Source organism: Pseudomonas sp. MWU16-30323 (assembly GCF_020515595.1).
GTDB lineage: Bacteria > Pseudomonadota > Gammaproteobacteria > Pseudomonadales > Pseudomonadaceae > Aquipseudomonas > Aquipseudomonas yamanorum.
The window spans coordinates 159,837-176,617 of the sequence record NZ_JAIWYM010000007.1 but is presented as its reverse complement, the minus strand read 5'-3'; the positions used below and the strand labels follow the sequence as shown (position 1 = coordinate 176,617).

Genomic DNA, 16,781 nt, shown 5'->3' with positions numbered 1-16,781 from the left:
CACAGGTAGGGCAATGACGATTTCTCGACGATGGTTCATGGCGGGTCTGGCGCTGACCGGAGCAGCCGTTCCGGCAGCGTTCTATGGGCGTCGCGAGCTATTGCGCCAGGCGCATCCCGAAACCCCGGGAGAGGCGACGGTCGAGTTGGCGGACACCGCCGGCCAGCATTTGGCCAATAGCCTGCGCGGGGTTTGGGGCATCCAGTTCATCGGTGCCGATGGCGGCCTGGAGGGTTTGCCGGTCGAGGGGCTGGAACTGTTTCTCGACATTGCCCCGCGCGGGCGTGGCCTGGTAGGCGTCCTCGACACGGCCGAGGCGTTGCGCAGTGATGCCGAGCCGCGTTACCAGGTGGTCGGCGACCTGGCCCCGGGCAACGCGGCCCAGCTGTATTGGCGAGTGGGGCGCAGCGATGCGGCCGATGGCGCACCTGGCTACGAGTTCAAGGCGAGCCTGGACGAAGTATGGGCGGCCTATGGCAACGCCGGACCCGGCACCCTCAGTGGATCTGTACAGCGATTGGATCGCGCCCTGGCGCTGCCCGAGCTGGACCTGCGCTTTGTGGCCGTCAAACGTCGCTTTCCCGAGGCGCGCGAGCGGATCGGGCTAAACGAAACCTTGCTCGCCTGGCTGATCGCTCCGCAGCATCGGTTGTTCCACCAGTTGTGGCACGCCTCGCGGGATAAATGGCACAAGTTGCCGGAGGACAAGCGCGGTGCCCTGCGCGGTATCGGCTGGCAGCCGGGGCCCAGGGACCAGGAGCGTGGCGCACGCGGGCCGGACAAGGACCGAAACGGCTCCGGGATCGACTTTTTTTTCATGCACCGGCACATGCTGGCCACGGCGCGTTCGATGCAGGCACTGCCCTCCTGGCGCCACTTTCCTTTGCCACAGCCTGAGTTGTTGCGCGATCGACTGGGGTTTGCCCGCTATTTCGATAACCATGACGGGTTCGCGTTACCGCCAACCTGGCTGGCGGAAGGGGACGATACCTACAGCCAGTGGGTCAGTGATATCAAGTCCGCCGAGACCTACCACAGCAACTTTCAGGTCTGGGAATCTCAGTACCGGGACCCACGTTACTTGTCGAAACTGACCCTTGGCCAGTTCGGCTCCGAAATCGAGCTGGGCCTGCATGATTGGTTGCACATGCGCTGGGCCTCGGTGCCGCGTGACCCGTCCAACAACGCGCCGGTACCCTTTGCCAGGGGGCAGGCCGATTTCTCGCCGCGCTGGTATATCGCCGAAAACGACTTCCTGGGGGATCCTTTTTCCTCCCATGTGAATCCGGTGTTCTGGCATTTTCACGGATGGATCGACGATCGGCTGGAAGATTGGTTTCGCGCTCACGAGCGCTTTCATCCCGGTGAACTGACGCGCATGGAGGTCAATGGCGTGCCCTGGTTTGCGCCGGGGCGCTGGGTCGAGGCGGGCGACCCTTGGCTCGGCCCCACCACGCACGGGTGCAGCACGACACCCGGGCTGCAGGTGGGTACTTCGGTAGAAATGGATCCGGAGACCATGAAGCTGGCACTGCGCATCATTTTCGAGGCGGATGAGAGCATGAAGGACCTGTTCCGCCGAGTGCCGCAACGCCCATGGTATGCACGGCACCTGTCCCTCGGACGTTCCTTCCGGGACTGACCCGGCTGGCAGGGCTTCACTGTGCCTGCCAGCCTCCCCCCAGAGCCTTGTACAGCGCGATACTCGCCTGCATGCGCGCCAGTCGTAATTGCACGTTCAGGTCCTGCGCTGCATACAGTGTGCGTTGAGTCTCCAGCACCGTCAGCAAATCCTCGGCACCTGCTTCATAGCGACGCTGAGCAATCTCAAATGCGCTCTGCGCCTGGTCCAGCTCTTCACGCTGCCACTGCCGCTGCGCGTCGAGGCCGTGGATGCTGTTGAGGGCTTTTTCGACGTCGGCAAACCCGTTGATGATCGCGCCCCGGTAGAGTTGCAGGAGCTCATCCTGGCGGGCCAGGGTTTTGTCGCGCTCGGCCCCCAGGCGCCCGTTGTCGAAGATGGGCGCGGTGAGTCCGGCGGTGAGGGTGTAGAACGGGCTTCGCAGAATGTCTGACGCGGTGCTGGCGCCCGAGCCGATGCTGGCTCCCAGCAGGACGGTCGGCAACATGGCCGCGCGGGCCACGACCACGTCGGCCTGGGCTGCGGCAAGTCTGGCCTCGGCGCTGGCAATGTCGGGGCGGCGGCTGAGCAGTTCACTGGGAATCCCGGCGGCGATGCCCGGCCAGTTGATGTGTTCGAAGCGTTGTTGCCCCAGGTCGAGCTGTTGCACCGGTACACCGAGCAGGGCAGCCAGGGTGATGACAGCCTCCTGCGCCTGTTGCTGCACCTGCGGCAATTGCCTTTGCTGTGCCGCCACCAGGCTCTTTTGCTGGGCCAGCTCCAGGGCGGTGGCGGAACCTGCGGTGTAGCGTGCCTGGACCAGGTCAAGCACGTTGCGCGCGTTGGCCAGGTTCAGCGCGGCGATCCGGTGTTGCTCCTGGAGTGCCAGCGCTTGCGTGTAGCTGTTGGCCACGCCGCTGAGCAGGGTCAGTTCTACGGTGGCTTGATCGAATTCGCTGGCACGCACCCCAAGTGTTGCGCTGTCGCGCGCCGCGCGGCGGCCACCCCAGAAATCCACTTCGTAGCTGGCGGTGAGGCTCGCGTCAAAGCTGTCCACGGCCTTGTTCTCATCGTCGACATCCAGTTGGCTGTAGCCCTTGCCGCGCAACAGTTTCTGGCGGCTGGCATTGACGCCGCCCACCAGGGAGGGCAGCAACGGCGCACCGGCGATCACGGCACTGGCTTGCGCCTGATGTACCCGGGCGATCGCGGCCGCCAGGTCGTAACTGCCAAGCTGGGCTTGGGTCACCAGCCGGTCGAGGGCCGGGCTGCCGAAGGTGCTCCACCATTTTCGGCTGTCCTGGCGTGTGGTGTCGGGGTTGGGTGACTGCCAGGCGGCGGGCGCTTGCACACCACTGTCTACGGGAGGAGCCAGGTTGCTGCAGGCCGCCAGCATCAGGCTGACGGCGAGGAGGGACAATTGCGCTTTCATGGGGCGATCATTCACTGGTAAGGGCCGTGACCGGGTCAAGGCGAGCGGCTTTGCGGGCCGGCATAAAGCCGAAAACGACACCCGTAATCAACGCACAGGCGAAGGCGCCGAGGCCCGCCGGGAAGGAAAATGCAACGGCGATATCGCTGAGGGTCAAGACACCGCCGATGAGCAAGGCCAGGACAATTCCGGTCACGCCGCCCACCAGTGAAAGCATCACGGCTTCAGTCAGGAACTGGCGCAGGATGTCCCGCTGGCGGGCGCCGGTGGCCATGCGGATGCCGATTTCCCGGGTGCGTTCCCGTACGGTCATCAGCATGATGTTCATCACGCCGATGCCACCTACCAGCAGGGAGATGGCGGCAATCGCCCCCAGCATCAGCGACAGGGTGTTCTGGGTACGGGCTTCAGCCTGAATCATCGCAGCGTTGTTGGTCAGCTCGTAATCACGCTTGCCGTCATGCAGGTGCAGCATCAATTGGTCGATGGCCTGTTCAGCGTCTTTGACATTGCGCGCATCGGCGGCGGCGATCGCCACGTATTCGGGGTCGCGGCTGCCGAACAGTCGGATGCTGGCGGCGGAATAGGGCACGGCAATCCGGTCGTCGCTGTCCTGGTCGCCAGAGCTTGCGCCCTTGCCGGCCAGTACGCCGACCACCTGGAAGGGCACGTTTTCAATCAGGATGTACTGGCCGATGGGGTCGGCGACGTCTTTGAGCAGGGTGTCCCGGACCTTCTTGCCGATCACCGCCACGGCCGAGGCTGCTTGTTCGTCCGCCTCGGTAAAGTAGCTGCCTTCGACCACCGGCCAGTTGAAAATAGTCGGGAAGTTGGTGTCGTTGCCACCCACGTAGGCTGCATGGTCCAGGTTGCCGAAACGTACCGTCGCCCGTGCGCCGTTGACGGGCATGATGCGTTGCACCTGCGGCAAGTCGGCAAGGGCGGCCACGTCATCCAGGGTGATAATGCCAGGCGGTGAGCGTGGGTTCGGTGTGTGGCCGCTGAGGTAAATAATGTTGGAGCCGAAGGCGCCCATCTGTGCCATGACCTGGCGCTTGCTGCCTTCACCCACGGCCAGCATCACCACCACTGAGGCCACGCCGATAACGATCCCCAGCAACGTCAGCGCCGTGCGAAACCGGTTGATCCACATTACGCGCCAGGCTGCGCGGACCGCGTCCAGCAGTTCACCTTTCCAGGCGCCGGTGTGCTCGCTGCCCAGGGCCAGGCGCTGGCGCAGGTCCACCGCCTGAAGGGCACCTGTGGGGGCATCGGCAGCGGTGGCGTGTCGGGCGGTATCGCTGATGATCTGGCCGTCGCGGATTTCAATGATGCGCTTGGCGCGGGCGGCGACTTCCCGGTCGTGAGTAATGAGAATGACCACGTGCCCCTGGCCTGCCAGCTCATCCAGCAGGGCCATGACCTCCGCGCCGCTTTGGCTGTCCAGGGCGCCGGTGGGCTCGTCGGCGAGGATGATGTGCCCGCCGTTCATCAAGGCTCGTGCAATGGACACCCGTTGCTGTTGGCCGCCGGACAATTGATGGGGGCGGTTGCCGGTGCGGCTGGCCAGACCCAGGCGGTCCAGCAATGCAGCCGCACGGGCGTGACGCTCGGCTGCCGGCAGGCCGGCGTAGATGGCTGGCATCTCGACGTTTTCCTGGGCCGAGCCCGACGGGATCAGGTGATAGCCCTGGAATACAAAACCGAAAGCTTCCCTGCGCAACCAGGCCAGCTCATCGCTGTCGAGTTGGGCGACGTTTTCGCCGGCGAACAGGTAGTCACCCTGGCTGGGTCGGTCCAGGCAGCCAAGGATATTCATCAGGGTCGATTTGCCGGAGCCCGAGGTGCCGACAATCGCGACAAACTCGCCCGCATGAATCGACAGGTCAATGCCTCGCAGCACGTCGACCTTGGGGCTGTCGTCACCGCCGTAGGATTTGCGGATATCGCGCAGTTCGATCAGAGGCGTTTGCATTCAGCCGTCCTTGCCATCGGCTGTGCCGGTCAGCAGGTGATCGCCCTCGTTCAAGCCCTCCAGTACCTGAATGTGGCGCCGGTCGCTGATACCGGTGCGCACTTCGAGGCGTTTGATCGTGCCATTGGCCGCCACCACTTGGGCGATGTGCCGGTCTGGGGTGGGGCCGCTGCGCAGTGCTGCGATGGGCGCCGTGAGGGTATTGCGGGCCGCACTGGCGACAAAAAATACCTGGGTGGTCATTTCGGCCATCAGCGCATGGTCGGTGTTTTCGACATCCAGCAACACCGTATAGAGCACCACCCGGCCGCTGCCGCTTTTGCTTGAACTGGCAGGGCTGCCGCCGCCCTGGCTGGTTTCGTTGAGAGGCTTTGGCGGAATCGGCAGGATCTGCCGCACCGTGCTGGTCCAGCGCCGTGCTCCGCCACTCAAGGTGGTGAAGTAGGCGCTCATGCCGGGTTTGACGTGGCCGATATCGGCCTCCGACACCTCGGCCCAGACGGTCATGGGCGAAAGCTTGGCGATACGCATGATAAGCGGCGTCTGCTGCTGAGCGTTGAGGGTCTGGCCAACGCGAGCATCCACGGCCACCACTGTGCCCGACATCGGTGCGTAGATGCGGGTATAGCCCAGTTCGGCTTCGTCGCTGCGCAGGCTGGCCTGAGCCTGGCGGATCTGAGCCTGGAACATGTCGACTCGCGCCTGGGTGGCGCTCAGTTCGGCCTTGGCGGTCTGGACGTCTTCCTCGCGCGTGGCGTTACTCGTCACCAGCCGTTGCTGGCGCTGATACTTCTGTCGCGCCAGTTCGTGCTGGGCCCGTTGTTCCTGCAACTGGGCCTGCAGGTTTTCAATCGCATAGCGACTGGCGTCCAGCTTGGCTTTTTGCGTGGACGGGTCGATCTCCACCAGCAGTTGGCCTTCCTTGACCTCGTCACCCGCTTCGACGTGGATCTTCTGGATCTGTCCGGACGCCTGGGCACCCACGTCTACATAGCGCCGTGGCTGAAGGGTGCCGAGCGCGGTCACACTGCTTTCGATATCACCCCGGGTCACGGTGACGGTCGTCAGGCGGTCCCGGCCCGGTGGCAGGACCTGCCAGGCAGCGACAGCAATAACAGGAATCAGGCACGCGACCACAAGCAGGGCGCGTCGGGCAGGTCGAGGGCGTTTCATGCTTAGGTTCCAGCCAGGAAAGATCGGGCCGCAGGTGCGGGAAGCTGTCAGGTAAACGAGAGAATTGGCCGAAGATTTAGGCCGTTACATATGTGGTTACAGCTCTTGTCGAAGAAAAAATGGCCCGTCGATGCAAGTCTTCTTTAAAACTAGATGAGAATTACTATAAATTACACACGCCTCAAACTGCCATCATCGAGCAGCGTCACCGAAACGGCGGTTATCTTCGATTTCAAGGACCTAATGCCGCTCTCCAGGCGGTTGGGAGTCATGTTGGAAAACTACTACCGCGAGCTGGTGTGTTTCCTCAATGCCAGGCTGGGCAACCGTCAGGTGGCCGAAGATGTGGTGCATGACGCTTATGTGCGAGTGCTGGGGCGCGCCAGTGAGGTTCCGATCGAGCAGCCCCGGGCGTTTCTTTATCGCACGGCGCTGAACCTGGTGATTGACGGTCACCGGCGCAACGCCCTGCACCAGGATGAACCCCTGGAAGTACTCGACAGCGAAGAGCGTTTCTCGCTGTCCTCGCCCCACCACAGCCTGGATCACGGCCAGCGCCTGGAGATGCTCGAGCGCGCCCTGGCCGAACTGCCGCCGCTCTGCCGTGACAGCTTCCTGCTGCGCAAGCTCGAGGGCATGTCCCACCTGCAAATCGCCGAACGCCTGAGCATTTCCCGCGCGCTGGTGGAAAAACATATCGTCAATGCCATGAAGCATTGCCGGGCACGTATGCGTGAGTGGGATGCGCACTGATTCCAGCGGTAGCTAAATTTTTTTTCATTGTCCTCGTCTTCTATCAACACATGACCTGTTGTACTGCCTTCAGGTCGCTGAGGCTTTCCCGCCCCCAACGCCACGGGGCTTATCCAGAGGACACTGGAATGACACAGGCAATTGCATCGCCCGCGGTTCACGACCTGATCGGTATCGGTTTCGGCCCTTCGAACCTGGCGCTGGCCATTGCCTTGCAAGAGCGCGAGAAAGCCCAGGGCAAGCTGGACGTGCTGTTTCTCGACAAGCAGGCCGACTACCGCTGGCACGGCAACACCCTGGTGGCCCAGAGTGAGTTGCAGATTTCCTTCCTCAAGGATCTGGTGACCCTGCGCAACCCCACCAGCCCATATTCTTTCGTCAATTACCTGAAAGCCCACGGGCGCCTGGTGGACTTCATCAACCTGGGCACCTTCTATCCGTGCCGCATGGAGTACAACGACTACCTGCGCTGGGTCTCCGGGCAGTTCCAGGCGCAAAGCCGTTACGGCGAGGAAGTGCTGGCCATCGAGCCGATCCTGCATCAGCAGCAGGTGGAGGCGCTGCGGGTGATTTCCCGGGATGCCCAGGGTGAACAGCATGTGCGCACCACCCGCTCGGTGGTGGTCAGCGCCGGTGGTACGCCGCGTATTCCGGCGTCGTTCAAGGCGCTCAAGGATGACGGGCGGGTGTTCCATCACTCCCAGTACCTGGCGCGCATGGCCCAGCAGCCGTGTGTCGACGGCAAACCGATGCGCGTCGCGATCATCGGTGGCGGCCAGAGCGCGGCCGAGGCGTTTATCGACCTCAACGACAGTTTCCCTTCGGTGCAGGTGGATATGATCCTGCGCGGTTCGGCGTTAAAACCTGCCGATGACAGCCCGTTCGTCAACGAAGTGTTCTCGCCGGAGTTCACCGACCTGGTGTTCCAGCAGAACGGCAGCGAGCGCGAGCGCCTGGTCAACGAGTACCACAACACCAACTATTCGGTGGTGGACCTGGACCTGATCGAGCGCATCTACGGGATTTTCTATCGGCAGAAAGTCTCCGGCATTGCCCGTCACGCGTTCCGCACCCTGACCACCGTGGAAAAAGCCACGGCCGGGCCGTTGGGCGTCGAGTTGGCATTGCGCAACAACGCCACCGGCGAGACCAGCCTCAACCATTACGACGCCGTGGTGCTGGCCACCGGTTACGAGCGCCAGATGCACCGCCAGTTGCTGGCACCGTTGGCCGAATACATGGGCGACTTCGAAGTCAGCCGTGACTACCGCATTGTCACTGACGAGCGCTGCAAGGCCGGCATCTATATGCAGGGTTTCAGCCAGGCCAGCCATGGTTTGAGCGACACCTTGCTGTCGATCCTGCCGATCCGCGCCGACGAGATTGCCGCGTCGCTGTACGAGCACGACCGCAGCCGCGGCAAGAACCGTTCGGTGCAGGACCGGTTGCTGGCCACCGCCAGCTGACAGGCTGCACTTGAACCGCGGGGGCGGCTGCTGATACTGTACAAAAAACCAGTATCGGTAGAAGCCCCATGCAGTTGATCGAAAAACTCAGCATCCTTGCCGACGCCGCCAAGTACGACGCCTCCTGCGCCAGCAGCGGCGCGCCCAAGCGCAGCTCGGAAGGCAAGGCGGGGCTGGGTTCCACCGATGGCATGGGCATCTGCCACAGCTATACGCCCGACGGTCGCTGCGTGTCCTTGCTCAAGGTATTGCTGACCAACTTCTGTCTCTACGACTGCCAATACTGCGTCAACCGCCGTTCCAGCGACGTGCCCCGTGCACGCTTCAGCCCGGAGGAGGTGGTGACCCTGACCCTCGACTTTTACCGGCGCAATTGCGTCAGCGGGCTGTTTCTCAGCTCCGGCATCATCCGTTCGGCCGACTACACCATGGAGCAGTTGGTGCGGGTCGCCAAGCTCCTGCGGGAAGAGCATGACTTCCGTGGCTATATCCACCTCAAGACCATTCCCGAAGCCGACCCGGCGCTGATTGCCGAAGCGGGGCGGTATGCCGATCGCCTCAGCGTGAATATCGAGTTGCCGACGGACAAGAGCCTGCAAACCCTGGCGCCCGAGAAGCAGATCGTCTCGATCAAGCAGGCGATGCAGACCATCTACACCGGTGAACAGACCGTACTCAACGAACCCCGCGCGCCGCGTTTCGCGCCGGCCGGGCAGAGCACGCAGATGATCGTCGGCGCCGATGACACCGACGACAGCACCATCCTCCACAGCGCCGAGGCCTTGTACGGCAATTTCAAACTGCGCCGGGTGTATTACTCGGCGTTCAGCCCGATTCCCAACAGCCCGAAAAGCGTGCCCCTGGCCGCGCCGCCGTTGATGCGCGAGCACCGCTTGTACCAGGCGGATTTCCTCTTGCGCAGCTACGGGTTCAGCGCCAATGAGCTGTTTGAAGGGCCGGGGGACCTGGCCCTGGACATCGACCCGAAATTGGCCTGGGCCCTGGAGCACCGCGAGGTGTTCCCGCTGGACCTGAACCGCGCCGAGCCGACCCTGATCGCGCGCATTCCCGGGATTGGCCTGCGCACCACCCAACGGCTGGTGGACCTGCGCCGCCAGCGCAAGATCCGCTTCGAAGACCTGGCGCGCATGCGCTGCGTGCTGGCCAAGGCCAAGCCGTTTTTCATCACCAGTGACTACCATCCGCAACAGGCGGAAAGCACCAGCGTGCTGCTGCGCGAACAACTGCGCGACCGTCCGCAGCCGCAGCAAATGGGGCTGTGGGGATGATCAGCCTGGAATGCGACAACCTGTTCAGCACCTGGCGCGAGCAGGCGCGTTGGTTGCTCAGCCATCAGATTGACCCCAGCCACGTGAGTTGGGGCGTGGCCGAGGTGGCGGACCTGTTTGCCACGGACGAGCAGTACCCGGAAGAATGCGGGCCGTTCCAGGCGCGGATTCCCAAGGCGCTGCTGGAGCTGCTGGAGTCTGCCGCGTGTTATCACGGTGAACAGCGCTGGAGCCTGTTGTATGAGGTGTTATGGCGCGTCAGCCATGGGGACCGCACGGCGATGATGTCGGGGGATAAACTGGGCAGTGAGTTGCAGCGGCGGATCAAGCAGGTGCAGCGCGAGGCCCATCATCTGCATGCGTTTGTGCGGTTTATCGCATTGCCCGCAGAGGCGGGGCCGCAGTTACCGGAGTACGTGGCGTGGCATGAGCCGGCCCACGACATCTTGAAGGTGGCCAGTCAGCATTTTGTCGGGCGCATGGGGCGTCATCGCTGGATGATCGCCACGCCCCTGGATGGGGTTTATTACGACGGGGAGCAGTTGATTCATCGGCGGCAATGCCCGGTGGAATGGCAGGCGTTGGCGCAGAATGTCGAGGATCCCCACAGTGCGATGTGGCTGACGTACTACAGCCATATCTTTAACCCGGCGCGGTTGAATCCGAAGGTGATGGAAGGGCATTTGCCGAGCCGGTTCTGGAAGAATCTGCCGGAGGGCAAGTTGATTCCAGGGTTGATCAGCGAAGCGCGTACGGGCAAGCAGCGGGATGGGCAGGCGAAGATGATTGGGGCCAGGCCGGGTAAAAAAATCTCAAGCGGGCATGGTTAATGTGGGAGCTGGCTTGCCTGCGATGCAGACAACTCGGTGTTTCAGTTACACCAAGGTGATGCTATCGCAGGCAAGCCAGCTCCCACATTTGATCTCCAGTGTTTCGGGAAGTGAGGATTAGGCCAGCTCGGTCGCGGTGTTTTTTACGACCGCCAACTCCGGATGCGCCACCAACTTATCGATGTGCAACTCGTCATTGTTCAACCAGGTTTCCGTCAACACCCGATAGTGCTCCATGTCCCGGCAGCGCATGCGCAGGCTGTAGTCGAACGGCCCGCTGATCAACTGGCACTCGAACACTTGCGGGCAGGCTTTGACGCAGGCCTCGAACGCCTTCTGCGCCGAGCGCCCGCTCTGGTTGGAGAGGGCCACCAGTACCAGCAGTGACAGCCCTGGCGAAACCATCTGCACGTCGATGATCGCCCCATAACCCCGGATGACCCCGCGTCGCTCCAGCTTGCGCACCCGCTCCAGGCACGGCCTGGGCGTCAGGTGCACCAGCGACGAGAGTTTTTCGTAGGTGATGCGTCCCTGGTGCCGTAACACGTCGATGATGGCTTCATCGATGCGGTCCAGCACAGGTGAGGCGTTCGGTCCGGTGGCCTTGGTATCCATGGTGTGTGGTGTTCACTTCAATCGGTTGGAAAGAAATTGCTGCAAGCGTTCGCTGTTCGGCTGGTCGAGGATTTCGGCTCCGCCTTGCTCCTCGACGCGGCCCTGGTGCAGGAACAGCACTTGGCTGGACACCTGGCGGGCAAAGCCCATTTCGTGGGTGACCATGAGCATGGTACGACCTTCCTCCGCCAACGTCTGTATGACTTTAAGGACTTCTCCTACAAGTTCAGGGTCGAGGGCCGAGGTGGGTTCGTCGAACAGAATGATCTCCGGTTCCATCGCCAGGGCCCGGGCGATGGCCACGCGCTGTTGCTGACCACCGGAGAGGAAGGCCGGGTATTGATCCGCCACCCGGCCCGGCAGGCCGACCTTGTCGAGGTACAGGCGGGCGCGTTTTTCCGCCTCGGCGGCGCTGACCCCCAGCACCCGGCGCGGGGCCATGGTGATGTTTTCCAGCACGGTCATGTGGCTCCACAGGTTGAAGTGCTGGAACACCATGGCCAGGCGGGTGCGCAGGTTCTGCAATTGCGCCTGGTGCGGCGCGCGGGTGCCGGCGCGGCCTGGCTGCATTTCAATGCTGATGCCATCGAGGGTGATGACCCCGGCGTCCGGCTGTTCGAGGAAGTTGATGCAGCGCAGCATCGTGCTTTTGCCTGAGCCGCTGGCGCCGATCAGGCTGATCACGTCGCCATTGCGCGCGTTCAGCGAGACGCCCTTGAGCACCTCGTGCTCGCCATAGCGTTTGTACAGGCCTTCGACCTGGAGTTTGACGTTGGCATTTTCGGCCACGGCCACCGGCTGGGTAGCGGGGCGTACATCGGTGGGATAAGCGGCCAGGGCCTGCGCGGACTGATTCATGGGTTAGCCTCGGGTAGGAACAAGAAAACGCATCCAGCGACGTTCGGCCAGTCGAAACAGGCCCACCAGTGCAAAGGACAGCAGCATGTACAACAGGGCCGCGATGCCGAAGGCCTGGAACGTCAGGAACGTCTCGGCGTTGGCGTCGCGGGCCACCTTAAGGATGTCGGCGATGGTGGCGGTGAACGCCAGGGAGGTGGCGTGCAGCATCAGGATCATTTCGTTGCTGTAGGCCGGCAATGCACGGCGCAGCGCGGCGGGCACCACCACAAACAGGTTCAGGCGCCAGCCGTGCAGGCCGTAGGCCTTGGCGGCCTCGATTTCGCCGTGGGGAATGTTGCGGATCGCCCCGGCAAAGATTTCCACGGTGTAGGCGCACGTGTTCAGTACAAAGGCCAGCAGCGTGCAGTTCAGCGCATTGCGGAAAAACTGGTTGAGCAGGGCGTTGTCCTGCACCACCTCCAGGCCGTAGAGGCCGGTGTAGCAAATCAGCAACTGGATATACAGCGGCGTGCCGCGAAACAGGTAGGTGTAGACCTCCACCGGCCAGCGAACCCAGAAGTGGTCCGACACCCGCGCGATCGCCAGCGGGATCGACAGGAAGAAGCCCAGCACCACCGAGATAATGAACAGCCACAGGGTCATGGCCACGCCGGAAAAGCCGTTGCCATCGGTGAACAGGTAGGCCAGGCCGTATTGCTGGATCAGTTCGATCATCGCGCCATCCCCTTGATGCCGACGTTGTAGCGCCGTTCCAGGCGTTTGAAGATGCGGTTGGAGAGGGTGGTGATCACCAGGTACACCAGGCCCGCGAGGATCAGGAAATACAGCGGGTCATTGGTGGTCTTGCCGGCATTTTGCGCGGCCTTCACCAGGTCCGACAGGCCGATGATCGACACCAGCGCCGTGGACTTGAGCAGCACCAGCCAGTTATTGCCCAGGCCCGGCAGGGCAAAGCGCATCAGTTGCGGGAACAGCACCAGGCGAAAGCGCTGCCAGCGGCTCAGGCCGTAGGCGGTGGCGGCTTCCAGCTGGCCGGCGGGCACGCTGAGAATCGCCCCGCGAAAGTTCTCGGTGAAATACGCACCGTAGATAAACCCGAGGGTGATGACACCGGCGGTGAACGGGTCGATTTCGAAGTAAGCCCAGCCGAGCATTTCACTCAGGTCGTTGAGCCACAGTTGCAGGCTGTAGAAAATCAGCAGGATCAGTACCAGGTCCGGCACGCTGCGGATCAGCGTGGTGTAGAGCGTGGCCGGGACCCGCAGCAGTTTGACGCTGGAGAGCTTGGCGGCGGCGGCGATCAGTCCCAGGGACAGGCTCAGCAGCAGCGCCAGGAACGCCAGCTTGACCGTCATCCAGGCACCCTGAGCCAGCAACGGGCCGAAGCCTTGCAAGTTGAGGAGTTCATTCACGGGAAGTATCTCGATGGAGCGCAGAGTTTTACTGTGGGAGCGAGCTTGTGTGGGAGCGGGCTTGCTCGCGAAGACAGAGTTTCAGTCAATACATGTGTGACTGACCCACCGCTTTCGCGAGCAAGCCCGCTCCCACACAAGCTCGCTCCCACAGGAGGCGTTACTCGTTGTAGATGTCCTGATCGCCGAAGTATTTCTTCTGGATCTGTGCGTAGGTGCCGTCGGCCTGGACGGCGGCGATGCCTTTGTTGATCAGCTCCACCAGGTCCTTGTCGTTCTTGCGCAGGCCCATGGCGATGTCGAGCGGCAGGGTCGGGTCCTTGAAGGCCGGGCCGGTCTTGAAGTCGGCACCTTCAGGCTTGGACAGGAAGTTGAGCTGGGCTTCGAGCTTGTCGGTCAGGGTGGCGTCGAGGCGACCGTTTTGCAGGTCGGCGTAGTTCTGCTCCTGGGACTGGTACGCCTTGATTTGCGCGCCCAGCTTGGCCAGGTGTGCACGGGCGTAGGTTTCCTGCAGCGAGCCTTGCAGCACGCCGACCTGTTTGCCTTTCAGGGATTCGGGGGTGTCGCCGAAGTCGGCGCTTTTGCGGGTGATCACCGAGGTCGGGCTGAGGAACAGGCGGTCGCTGAAGTCGATGACTTTCTGGCGGGCCGGAGTCACGGCCATGGAGGACATGATGGCGTCGAACTTGCGGGCGCGCAGGGCCGGGATCATGCCGTCGAATTCGTTGTGGACCCACACGCATTTGACTTCCAGCTTGGCGCAGATGGCGTTGCCCAGGTCGATGTCGAAACCTTGCAGGCTGCCGTCGGCGGCGACGGATTCAAACGGTGGGTATTCGGGGAAGACCCCAAAGCGGATTTCTTTCCATTCCTGAGCCTGGGCAGCGGTGGCGGCCAATGGCAGGAGCAGCGCAGCGAAAAATGATCGGAGCGGAGTCATGTGTATTCCCTATATTTTGTAATTGATGTCAGGGCAGTGGAAAACTGAACGCTAAGGTGAAGAGGCTTTTTGTGGTGAGGGAGGTTGCTCCCGCTGGGTTGCGTAGCGGCCTCAAAATCCTGGGAGCGCTACGCACTCCAGCGGGAGCAAGCTCCCTCGCCACATTGTGCTGCCTCACCACATTGGGCTGTTTGTTGTCAGAGAGAATGCTTCAAGATGGTGCGTTTTTTGTGTCGTTTACCCCCGCCGCGGCGCGCGGAATGTGCTGTTAAAACGCGAGCTACAGCGGAAACGGCTGTCGCACCCGCTAAATCGGCTTGTCGGTGAGGTTTTTCCGGCCTGCCGCTCACGCAAAGCAGCAGGCCAGAGCGGTCTCAGGCGCGCTTTTTCTGCTGTGCTGCCGGTGCTTGGGCCAGGCGGGCAAACAGGTCTTTGGGGTCGGCGAGGTCCGGCACCAGTTCCAGTTCGCTGCCCACGTCCAGCGCCTTGGCCACGTCCAGCACGTAACGCAGGGCGGAGTAGTCTTCGATGGCAAAACCCACCGAGTCGAACAGGGTGACCTGGCGCGCATTTTCACGGCCCGGGGCCTGGCCATTGATCACTTGCCACAGTTCGGTGACCGGCGAATCGTCCGGCATGTGCTGGATTTCGCCTTCGATGCGGCTCTGGGGTTCGTACTCGACGATCACACGGGCACGTTCGACGATTCGTCGGTCCAGCTCGGTCTTGCCCGGGCAGTCGCCGCCGACGGCATTAAGGTGCATGCCGGGTTCGATCATCTCGTCGGTGAGGATGGTGGCGAAGGCCTTGTCGGCGGTGACGGTGGTGACGATGTCGGCACCTTTTACGGCTTCGGCGACGCTGCCCGCCAGGACCACCTTGATCGCCGGGAAGGCTTTGAGGTTGGCGGCCAGCTTGGCGGTGGCCTTGGCGTCGATGTCGAACAAGCGGATCTCATTGATACCCAGCATGGCGTGGAAGGCCACGGCCTGGAATTCGCTCTGGGAGCCGTTGCCGATCAACGCCATGCTGCGGCTGTTGTCCCGGGCCAGGTAGCGCGCTACCAGGGCCGAGGTGGCGGCGGTGCGGATCGCGGTGGTCAGGGTCATTTCCGCCAGCAGTACCGGTTTGCCGGTGTCCACATCGCCCAGGGCGCCGAAGGCCATCACCGTAAGCATCCCACTCTGGGTGTTTTTCGGGTGGCCGTTCACGTATTTGAATGCGTACAGCGAGGCGTCGGACACCGGCATCAGCTCGATCACGCCCTCGGGGGAGTGGTTGGCCAGGCGCGCGCATTTTTCAAAGTCCTGCCAGCGCAGGTAGTCGGCGCGAATGTACTCGGCCATCTCGGTGATGCAGGTTTGCAGGCCTTTTTGCGAAACCAGGTAGCTCAAGTCGTTGACGTCGATATAGCGGGTCATGGGAAGACTCCTTATTGAAATGAGGGGCGGGTTGGCAGATGCACTTCGGCCAACATGCAGCGGGCACTGCCGCCGCCGATGCGTTCGATGTTGTCGATGTTCACCACCACCGGCCGGGTGTGGCGCTCCACATGCTGGCGCTGGGCGGGTTGGAGCGAGCCCCAGGCGCTGGCCGACATCACCAGCAGCGGCTGGCCGTCGCGGTCGTGGACTTCCAGCATGTTGCCGGCGAAGGCTTCCAGCTGGTCGAAGTCCAGGGCGACGATGTCTTTGCCGGTGTCCCGCAGGGAGCGTTCCAGGGCCTGGCGCTCGCGGTCATCGGGCAGGGCTTGCAGGCACACTACGGAGAGGTCGCGACCGACACTCATCATCACGTTGCTGTGGTAGATCGGCGCGTGGTGGCGGTCGACGGCGTGGAATACGCAGAGTTGGTAGTCCAGGCGCTCGGCGAACTGGCGCAGGGCGTCCTGATGGGTACGCCCGGAATGGCAGGCGTAGCTGATGCGGTGCTGGCGGTCGAGGACCATGCTGCCGGTGCCTTCGAGGAACATGTTCTGTTGTTCGAGGTGGCTGAAGTCGATGGTGTTTTTGATTGCGAAGCGCTGCTCCAGTACTTGCAGCACGCCCTTGTCGCGCTCCAGTCGTCGGTTCCGGCCTTCCATCGGGTACAGCACCAGGCTGCCGTCGGCGTGGCTGCTCCACCAGTTGTTGGGGAAGATCGAATCCGGGGTGTGGGGCGCAGGGGTGTCTTGTACCACCAGCACTTCCACGCCGTGATGGCGCAGGGTTTCGACGTAGCCGTCGAACTCTTCCAGCGCTTTCTGCTGTGCGGCCAACGGGTCGAGGGGCGCGCGCTGGAAGCGGTTGTTGATCGCGGTGTCCGGGTTGAAGGCGAAGTGCGCCGGGCGGATCATCAGGACGGTGTTGGTGGTTTGCATGGGTGCACGGGTCCATGGGGTTGGGCAGTGAGGCTATTTTGTGCGGTGTGAAGGA

Annotated in this window: 15 protein-coding genes; 5 read left to right on the top strand and 10 right to left on the bottom strand. The window is 62.6% G+C overall.

Annotation, left to right across the window (positions count from 1 at the left end; genetic code table 11):
* Positions 1 to 13 precede the first annotated feature (13 nt).
* Positions 14 to 1,642, top strand: coding sequence for a PvdJ/PvdD/PvdP-like protein (locus LIY45_RS11520; protein ID WP_226476394.1), 1,629 nt, complete (start codon positions 14 to 16; stop codon positions 1,640 to 1,642).
* A 16-nt stretch (positions 1,643 to 1,658) separates the two neighbouring features.
* On the opposite strand, the gene LIY45_RS11515 is transcribed toward LIY45_RS11520, so the two are convergent.
* The 3 genes from LIY45_RS11515 to LIY45_RS11505 are packed head-to-tail and all read right to left on the bottom strand — an operon-like array spanning position 1,659 to position 6,201.
* A complete protein-coding gene (locus tag LIY45_RS11515) occupies positions 1,659 to 3,053 on the bottom strand; it encodes an efflux transporter outer membrane subunit (RefSeq protein ID WP_226476393.1) in 1,395 nt (464 codons plus the stop codon).
* 7 nt (positions 3,054 to 3,060) lie between these two features.
* On the bottom strand, positions 3,061 to 5,028 hold the full coding sequence (locus LIY45_RS11510; protein WP_226476392.1) for a MacB family efflux pump subunit: 1,968 nt from the start codon (positions 5,026 to 5,028) through the stop codon (positions 3,061 to 3,063).
* Positions 5,029 to 6,201: an efflux RND transporter periplasmic adaptor subunit gene (locus LIY45_RS11505; protein WP_226476391.1), complete on the bottom strand. Its 1,173-nt coding sequence runs from the start codon at positions 6,199 to 6,201 to the stop codon at positions 5,029 to 5,031.
* Between the two features lie 270 nt (positions 6,202 to 6,471).
* Here LIY45_RS11505 and LIY45_RS11500 point away from each other — a divergent pair, with 270 nt between their 5' ends.
* The 4 genes from LIY45_RS11500 (at position 6,472) to LIY45_RS11485 (ending at position 10,539) form a co-directional block, all read left to right on the top strand.
* Positions 6,472 to 6,954 carry a sigma-70 family RNA polymerase sigma factor gene (locus tag LIY45_RS11500; RefSeq protein WP_167663060.1) on the top strand — a complete coding sequence of 161 codons (483 nt, stop codon included), beginning with the start codon at positions 6,472 to 6,474 and terminating at the stop codon, positions 6,952 to 6,954.
* Between the two features lie 128 nt (positions 6,955 to 7,082).
* Positions 7,083 to 8,420: a SidA/IucD/PvdA family monooxygenase gene (locus LIY45_RS11495; protein ID WP_226476390.1), complete on the top strand. Its 1,338-nt coding sequence runs from the start codon at positions 7,083 to 7,085 to the stop codon at positions 8,418 to 8,420.
* A 68-nt stretch (positions 8,421 to 8,488) separates the two neighbouring features.
* The gene (locus tag LIY45_RS11490; RefSeq protein WP_017476886.1) at positions 8,489 to 9,709 is read left to right on the top strand and encodes a putative DNA modification/repair radical SAM protein; all 1,221 of its coding nucleotides are present in this window, start codon (positions 8,489 to 8,491) and stop codon (positions 9,707 to 9,709) included.
* Complete coding sequence (locus LIY45_RS11485; protein ID WP_226476389.1) at positions 9,706 to 10,539, top strand: TIGR03915 family putative DNA repair protein; 834 nt, start codon at positions 9,706 to 9,708, stop codon at positions 10,537 to 10,539. Before LIY45_RS11490 ends, LIY45_RS11485 begins: the two co-directional genes overlap by 4 nt.
* A 117-nt stretch (positions 10,540 to 10,656) precedes the next feature.
* Here LIY45_RS11485 and LIY45_RS11480 read toward each other — a convergent pair whose 3' ends face one another.
* From LIY45_RS11480 to LIY45_RS11450, 7 genes are all read right to left on the bottom strand, one after another.
* Complete coding sequence (locus LIY45_RS11480) at positions 10,657 to 11,154, bottom strand: Lrp/AsnC family transcriptional regulator (protein ID WP_003208571.1); 498 nt, start codon at positions 11,152 to 11,154, stop codon at positions 10,657 to 10,659.
* A 12-nt stretch (positions 11,155 to 11,166) separates the two neighbouring features.
* Complete coding sequence (locus LIY45_RS11475; protein ID WP_226476388.1) at positions 11,167 to 12,012, bottom strand: ATP-binding cassette domain-containing protein; 846 nt, start codon at positions 12,010 to 12,012, stop codon at positions 11,167 to 11,169.
* A 3-nt stretch (positions 12,013 to 12,015) separates the two neighbouring features.
* Positions 12,016 to 12,729 (bottom strand): ABC transporter permease, encoded by a 714-nt coding sequence (locus tag LIY45_RS11470; RefSeq protein WP_226476387.1) that lies wholly within the window; start codon positions 12,727 to 12,729, stop codon positions 12,016 to 12,018.
* Positions 12,726 to 13,427, bottom strand: coding sequence for an ABC transporter permease (locus tag LIY45_RS11465; protein ID WP_063028536.1), 702 nt, complete (start codon positions 13,425 to 13,427; stop codon positions 12,726 to 12,728). Before LIY45_RS11465 ends, LIY45_RS11470 begins: the two co-directional genes overlap by 4 nt.
* A 160-nt stretch (positions 13,428 to 13,587) precedes the next feature.
* Complete coding sequence (locus LIY45_RS11460; RefSeq protein ID WP_226476386.1) at positions 13,588 to 14,367, bottom strand: ABC transporter substrate-binding protein; 780 nt, start codon at positions 14,365 to 14,367, stop codon at positions 13,588 to 13,590.
* A gap of 374 nt (positions 14,368 to 14,741) precedes the next feature.
* Positions 14,742 to 15,788 (bottom strand): ornithine cyclodeaminase, encoded by a 1,047-nt coding sequence (locus LIY45_RS11455; RefSeq protein WP_226476385.1) that lies wholly within the window; start codon positions 15,786 to 15,788, stop codon positions 14,742 to 14,744.
* Between the two features lie 11 nt (positions 15,789 to 15,799).
* A complete protein-coding gene (locus tag LIY45_RS11450; RefSeq protein ID WP_226476384.1) occupies positions 15,800 to 16,726 on the bottom strand; it encodes an arginine deiminase-related protein in 927 nt (308 codons plus the stop codon).
* Positions 16,727 to 16,781 lie beyond the last annotated feature (55 nt).

Excerpts from the sequence above, each read along its gene's own strand:
- LIY45_RS11505 (WP_226476391.1), bottom strand. The coding sequence starts at position 6,201 with ATGAAACGCCCTCGACCTGCCCGACGCGCCCTGCTTGTGGTCGCGTGC.
- LIY45_RS11510 (WP_226476392.1), bottom strand. The coding sequence starts at position 5,028 with ATGCAAACGCCTCTGATCGAACTGCGCGATATCCGCAAATCCTACGGC.
- LIY45_RS11455 (WP_226476385.1), bottom strand. The coding sequence starts at position 15,788 with ATGACCCGCTATATCGACGTCAACGACTTGAGCTACCTGGTTTCGCAA.
- LIY45_RS11490 (WP_017476886.1), top strand. The coding sequence starts at position 8,489 with ATGCAGTTGATCGAAAAACTCAGCATCCTTGCCGACGCCGCCAAGTAC.
- LIY45_RS11500 (WP_167663060.1), top strand. The coding sequence starts at position 6,472 with ATGTTGGAAAACTACTACCGCGAGCTGGTGTGTTTCCTCAATGCCAGG.
- LIY45_RS11495 (WP_226476390.1), top strand. The coding sequence starts at position 7,083 with ATGACACAGGCAATTGCATCGCCCGCGGTTCACGACCTGATCGGTATC.
- LIY45_RS11475 (WP_226476388.1), bottom strand. The coding sequence starts at position 12,012 with ATGAATCAGTCCGCGCAGGCCCTGGCCGCTTATCCCACCGATGTACGC.
- LIY45_RS11450 (WP_226476384.1), bottom strand. The coding sequence starts at position 16,726 with ATGCAAACCACCAACACCGTCCTGATGATCCGCCCGGCGCACTTCGCC.
- LIY45_RS11485 (WP_226476389.1), top strand. The coding sequence starts at position 9,706 with ATGATCAGCCTGGAATGCGACAACCTGTTCAGCACCTGGCGCGAGCAG.
- LIY45_RS11470 (WP_226476387.1), bottom strand. The coding sequence starts at position 12,729 with ATGATCGAACTGATCCAGCAATACGGCCTGGCCTACCTGTTCACCGAT.
- LIY45_RS11520 (WP_226476394.1), top strand. The coding sequence starts at position 14 with ATGACGATTTCTCGACGATGGTTCATGGCGGGTCTGGCGCTGACCGGA.
- LIY45_RS11460 (WP_226476386.1), bottom strand. The coding sequence starts at position 14,367 with ATGACTCCGCTCCGATCATTTTTCGCTGCGCTGCTCCTGCCATTGGCC.
- LIY45_RS11480 (WP_003208571.1), bottom strand. The coding sequence starts at position 11,154 with ATGGATACCAAGGCCACCGGACCGAACGCCTCACCTGTGCTGGACCGC.
- LIY45_RS11515 (WP_226476393.1), bottom strand. The coding sequence starts at position 3,053 with ATGAAAGCGCAATTGTCCCTCCTCGCCGTCAGCCTGATGCTGGCGGCC.